The organism is Terriglobia bacterium, assembly GCA_036496425.1.
In the GTDB taxonomy this organism is placed as follows: domain Bacteria; phylum Acidobacteriota; class Terriglobia; order 20CM-2-55-15; family 20CM-2-55-15; genus 20CM-2-55-15.
The window spans coordinates 1-6,235 of record DASXLG010000193.1; the positions used below are offsets into that span (position 1 = coordinate 1).

4 protein-coding genes are annotated in these 6,235 nt (G+C 57.4%); all 4 read left to right on the plus strand.

What is annotated here, in order from left to right:
• Window positions 1–1,289 (plus strand): hypothetical protein (locus VGK48_13715; GenBank protein ID HEY2382230.1); only part of this gene is annotated, 1,289 nt, incomplete at its 5' end.
• Complete coding sequence (locus VGK48_13720; GenBank protein HEY2382231.1) at window positions 1,286–3,829, plus strand: VWA domain-containing protein; 2,544 nt, start codon at window positions 1,286–1,288, stop codon at window positions 3,827–3,829. The genes VGK48_13715 and VGK48_13720, both read left to right, overlap by 4 nt.
• A gap of 112 nt (window positions 3,830–3,941) precedes the next feature.
• Window positions 3,942–5,966, plus strand: coding sequence for an ATP-binding protein (locus VGK48_13725; GenBank protein ID HEY2382232.1), 2,025 nt, complete (start codon window positions 3,942–3,944; stop codon window positions 5,964–5,966).
• Window positions 5,959–6,235: response regulator (locus VGK48_13730; protein ID HEY2382233.1), on the plus strand; the 277-nt coding region annotated here is incomplete at its 3' end. The genes VGK48_13725 and VGK48_13730, both read left to right, overlap by 8 nt.

The following is a 6,235-nucleotide window of genomic DNA, read 5'->3' on the forward strand; positions in this document are numbered from 1 at the left end:
GTCTGATCGATCAGATGTCGCCGAAAACCGCCGACCCTGAGTTTCCGAAGCTGGATGGACGCGACGCTCAGGTGTACTTTGTGTCCGACGGTGTCGCCATTCACAACATGCCGTCGTTCGTGAAGCGCATCTCCGTTTTCGAATCGGCGGACAATGTCGGCATCACGGCTTTCGAAATCCGGTCCGTCCCGTCGACGCCGCTCGATTACGAAGCGTATCTGGAAGTGCAAAACTTCGGGCAGCCTGCAGACGTGGGAATCGTGCTCAGCGGCACGGGCGGCCAGCGCATCAACAGGTCGGTTCACCTTGCAGCCCGGGGAATTTTTAAAGACGTCTTTGACCTTTCGCAGTTTGCCGGCGGCGGCGTCCGGGCAACCGTTCAGACCAAAGACGATGCGCTCGCCCTCGACGACGTCGCTTTTGCTTATCTGCCGGTAAAGCGTAAGACCAGAACGCTGCTGGTTACCAAAGGCAACCGTTACCTGGAAACCGCGCTGAAACTGAACAACTATGTCGATCTGGTGATCGCAGACCCGGCGAATTTCAAGGAGTCCAGCAACATCGATGCCTACATCTTCGACCGGTTCGCTCCTGCCGCGATTCCGCCGCGGCCCGCGCTGATCATCGGAGCACCGAGCGCGCCATGGCTCAAACCGACGGAGGGCGAAGTCGATAAACCCGAGATCAGCAGCTGGTCGGACAACCATCCGGTGATGCAGTACGTCTCAGTACATGATGTCGCTATTGAAAAAGCGGCGCGGATCGATCCTGGCAACCTGACGGTGATTGCCGCATCGAAACAGACGCCGCTGATTGTCGCGTCGGAAAAACCGAAGTGGGTCCTGCTGACGTTCGATCTCGAAGCGTCCGACTTCCCTCTTCATGTCGGTTTCCCCGTATTCGTCGAAAACGTTCTCGCCTGGTTCAGCCGCGAACAACTGGCGCTGAAACGATCTCCAGGCATCGTCGACGTGCCGCTGGCAAATGCGCAGATCCGGACGATCGACGGCAAGACCATTCCGTCCGATCAGCAACTGGGCAAGACCGTCTTTCAGGCAAGCGAGCCGGGGCTTTATGCCGCGACACAAGGCGACGACCGTATCCACGTTGCGGTGAACCTGGCGAACCCCATGTTTTCCGATGTAAACCGGTCGCTGTTCAAGACCGATCCGCAGACTGCCGGGCAGCATTTTTGGCTTCACCGTGAACTCTGGTTCTACATGTTGCTGGCCGCCCTCGTCCTCGCAGCCCTTGAGTGGTATACGTACCACAGAAGGATCACGCTGTGAGGTTCACCCTCGACACGTATTGGCCGCTGCTTCTTCTCCTGCTGATACCCTATGTCTGGTGGGTGCAGCGCCGCACGCTGACGGATCTCAGTCCGAAACATCTCCAGCTGTCCGGCATCGTCAGGTCGGCCATCGTGGCGTTGCTTGCCTTTGCGCTGATGCAACCGGTTATTTACCGCTCAGGCGCATGGATATCTGTCGTCTACCTGCTCGACGTATCCGAAAGCGTTGCTCCGCCCGCGATTCAGTCGGCGATTCAATGGATCCAGCAGATGAATGCCGCGGGCCGTCCCGACCATGCCAGATTTATTCCCTTTGCGGCCAATTCGACGGTGTTCGAGAACCTGGATCAGCTGAAGGAGGTCCGGGTCGCGAATGACGCAGCCGGCGGCTCCATCGATCAGAGCGGAACGGACATCGAAAATGCCATCGACACCGCGATCCGGAGTTTCGCTCCCCATCATTTGAAGAGACTCGTCCTGCTCAGCGACGGAAATGAAAACTCCGGCCATATGATGGACATGCTCTCGCGGCTGAAGGCCGAAGCCATTCACGTCTATACGGTGCCTTCCCAGGCACGTACGAACCGGGATGTCTGGGTCGAGAACGTCATGGCGCCGGCCCAGGTCACATCTGAAGAGTTGTTCCCGTTGGAGGCCCACGTTTACAGCCAGACCGAAACCGCCGCGGAGGTCGAGATCAAGCAGGGCGATAAGACTCTGGGCACCAAAAAGGTACAGCTCATCCGCGGACTGAACCGCGTTGCCTTTGAAACCAGTATCAAGAATGAAGCCGGACCGGTGATCGTCGACGCGGAAGTGAAAGCTGCCGGAGATCCGTTCCCGCAGAACAACAGATTCCGTACATCGATTGTCGTGCAGGGTCAGCCGAAGATCCTGTATGTGGAAGGGCACCCGGAGAGTGCGCATTACCTTCAAAGTGCGCTCACGACTGAAGGGCTGACGGTCAATACCGTCAACCCGAATGCGATTCCCGGCACGATCGAGGATCTGGATGCATATGACGCGATCGTCCTCAGTGATGTCGCCCGGAGCAATCTCACCGACCAGCAGATGAAGACGCTCGCCACCTACGTTCGCGATCTGGGAGGCGGCTTCATTCTAGCGGGCGGCGAAAACAACTATGGCGAAGGTGGCTACGCCAAGACGGCAATCGAAGAAGTGCTGCCGGTGACGTTTGAAGCGAAAAAAGAGAAGCCCGACTCCGTTGCGATGGTCATGGTTCTGGATAAATCGGGCAGCATGGGCGGCCAGAAAATCGAGATGACGAAGGAGGCTGCCAAGGCGCCGCTGGCTCTTCTGAAGGATACAGACAGCTTCGGCGTCGTTGCCTTCGACTACAACTTCTATTGGCCGGTGAAATTCCAGTCGGCCGCCAACCGTGGTGCAATCGAGCAGGCCATCAGCACGATTATCGCTGGCGGTGAAACCAACATCTATCCCGCGCTGCGCGAAGCCTACATCCAGCTGGCGGGATCCGGCTCGCAGGTAAAACACGTGATCCTTCTGTCGGACGGCCGGTCGCTGCCCGATGATTTCGAAGGCCTCACCAAGAAAATGGCGGAGGGGAAAATCACCGTCTCCACCGTGGCCGTCGGAAACGGCGCCGACCGCGAACTGCTTTCTCAGATCGCGAACTGGGGGCACGGCCGGACGTATTACCTCGAGGACCCGGCCACGGTTCCGCAGATCTTCACGGAAGAAACCGAACTTGCGACCGGAAAAACGCTTCGAGAGGAGTCCTTCAAGCCGGTTGTGAAGAAAAATGTCGAGGCATTCAAGGGCATCGACTTCAATTCGGCGCCGCCGCTGTTGGGCTACGTTGCGACAAAATCGAAAGATACCGCCGAAGTGCTTCTCGAGTCGAAACGGAAAGATCCGATACTGGCGAGGTGGCAGTACGGACTCGGCAAAACCGCAGCTTTTCTTTCCGATTTAAAGGACCGCTGGGCGGTGGACTGGCTGCGCTGGAACGGTTATCCGAAATTCTGGTCGCAGCTCATACGCGAAACCATGCGGAGGCGCGACGACAAGGATTTCGAATTTCGCGTAGTCAAGGACGGCACTGAAGCAAAGATTTCCATCAATGCCATCGGAAAGGACGGCCAGTTCCTGAACAAGATCGATCCCCAGGTTCGGGTGATCGGGCCCGACCAGGCCGTCGCGGACGTCATGATTCACCAGGTCGGCCCCGGCGAATACGAAGCAAAATATCCGCTGACGAAGAAGGGATCATACCTGTTCCGGGCTGTCGGACAGGATAGCGCCGGCCCATCGCAGGTTCTGGCGTATTCCTATCCGGACGAGTACCACTTTTACCCGCCGAATACGGAATTGCTGCGTTCCATCAGCGATGAGACAAAGGGCCGCTTCCAGCCGCGGACAGAAGACATTTTCGACCCGAACGGCGAGACCACTGCTTTGCCTACGCCGTTGTGGCCGTACCTCGCCGCTCTGGCGCTGATCCTGTACATTGGGGACGTGCTGTTACGCCGCTTGCGCCTGTTTGAGGAAAACTAGCCGCAGATGACGCGGATGACGCAGATGGGGCCGTTCAAAGGCTCATACGGCCCCATCTGCGTCATCCGCGTCATCTGCGGCTGGTTTTCCGCTACAATATTGGCATTCAGTTATGACTTTCCGGTTGTTCCTTCGAAAAAAGCTCGTACTGACATTTCTTGCGGGTTCGCTGCTGACGGTAGCGTTGTTCGGACTGGTCATCAAGGGCATCATGAACGACTACTTTCGGCGATTGGCCGATGTCCGGCTGCAGTTTGTCTCCGACCAGGGCCAGCGCGAGGTCCGCACAAACGTAGCGATCTTCAAGGACGCATTTCAGAATATTTTCGAAGGCATCACGACCACCGTCGGAGCGCTCGCGCAGTCGGGGACGATCGGCGACCATCTGCCGCAGAGTCAGGCGGAGCGGCACAAACTGGCCGACATGCTGCAGCGGGTGGAGCACGAGACTTCCCTGTCGATGATTACCGTCGTCGACCTTGAAGGGCACGTCAGTCTCCGCGCCAACAAACCGGAAAAGTTTGGCGACGATACGCTGATGCGGGACTACGACTCGCAGAAGCCGGTCTCCTCCATCCGGCGCATACTCCTGAACGCCCTTACCGGAACCACAATTCAGTCTTTCGAAGCATTTTCTCCGGAGATCCTGGCAACCGAAAATCTGGCGGGTCAGGCGAAGATCCAGCTCAAGAGCAACGATCAACGCACGGCTCCGCCGAATGCATTCGAAGAGCGGGGCCTCATCATGACGGTCGCGATGCCGCTGCGCAATTCTTCGGGCAAGATCGTGGGAGCGGTTCTGGCCGGCCGCCTTTTGAACAAGGACCCGTCGATCGTCGCCGAAATGCGGGATCTTCTCGGCGATTCCGCATCCATATTCCTGGGCGATGTACGGATCGTGACCAATGCAAAGGGACAGAACCTGACCGGCACGCTGCTCGACCCGGAACGCGACAGAGTGCTGAGCCGCGGCGAATTATCACAATTCCGCAGTGACCGGCAGATGGGGCTGTACGAGCCGTTGAAGAATTACGAGGATCAGGTTGTCGGAGCCATCTGGATCGGACGGCCGCTGTCTTTCATCGCCTCGATCGATAAAGCTCAATCGGAAATCGAAAAGAGCGCGGAAAGTAGAACCAATCTCTACATCATCCTGGCTGCCTTCATTTCACTTCTTCTGGCGATTGCCATCGCGTCGTTCTTCTCGATACGCGTCACGGCACGTATTGACCAGCTCCGCAAAGGCGCAGAAGTCATCGAGAAAGGCCGCCTGAATTATCGCTTGCACATCGACTCGGGCGACGAGATCGAATTGCTGAGCAAGCAGTTCAATTCGATGGCGTCGAAACTCGAAGAATCCCATCACACGCTGGAACGAAAGGTCGAAGAACGAACCCGCGAGTTGAAAGAGTCACAGGAAGCCATGGTTCAGCAGGAGAAGATGGTCGGCGTGGGCCAGCTCGCGGCCGGCATCGCTCATGAGCTGAACACGCCGCTCGGAACCATCATCGGCTATGCCCAGATGCTGCGGGAAGACCTTGCGAAAGAACCGGTACTTCGCGACAGCCTTCCCGACGTCGATGAAATCATCGGCCAGGCCGGCAGGTGCCGGGATCTCGTGAAGAATCTGCTCAACTTTTCCCGGCGTTCCTCCAGCGAAAAGGTGAACTCCGACATCAACGATATCGTCCTGAAGATCATGTCGCTCATCGAACATGACTTCGAGATGAAAGGTCTGCGGGTACACACCGGACTCGAAGCCAACATGCCACGGGCGCGCGTGAACGAGAACGAAATCGCGCAGGTCGTTCTCAATCTCGCAAACAACGCCGCGGACAGCATGTCTTCCGGCGGCAATCTCCAGGTGTCCACACATTACGACGAACCATCCGACCGCATCTGTATCACAGTGAGCGATACCGGCTGCGGCATCAAAGAATCCGACCGTACGCGCGTCTTCGAACCGTTCTTCACAACGAAGGAAGTAGGCAAAGGCACAGGTCTCGGCTTGTCGATCTGTTACAAGATCGCCGAAAACCACCTCGGATCCATCGAATTCGATACGGCCAGCGGTAAAGGCACGACATTTCGTGTATATCTGCCGGCACAGGCAAACAAAGAGGTAAGTGTTGGCTGAGGCTCCTCGAATCCTTGTCGTCGAAGACGATCCTAATCACGGAGCGATGTGCGCGCGTCTGCTGGAACGGAAGGGATACCAGGCCCGCGCCATCACGTCGGCTCGCGAAGCCTTGTCGGTTCTGGCACAGAATGGCGAAATCGATCTGGTTCTGGCCGACCTGCAGATGCCGGAGATGGACGGCATCGAGCTGCTCAGCGCCGTCAAAGGGAAGTATCCGCACATCGAATTCATCATGATGACGGGTTACGGCACCGTCAAAACCGCCG

What these genes read in the sequence shown, in the direction of transcription:
- VGK48_13725 (HEY2382232.1), top strand. Translation starts at nt 3,942, where the DNA reads ATGACTTTCCGGTTGTTCCTTCGAAAAAAGCTCGTACTGACATTTCTT.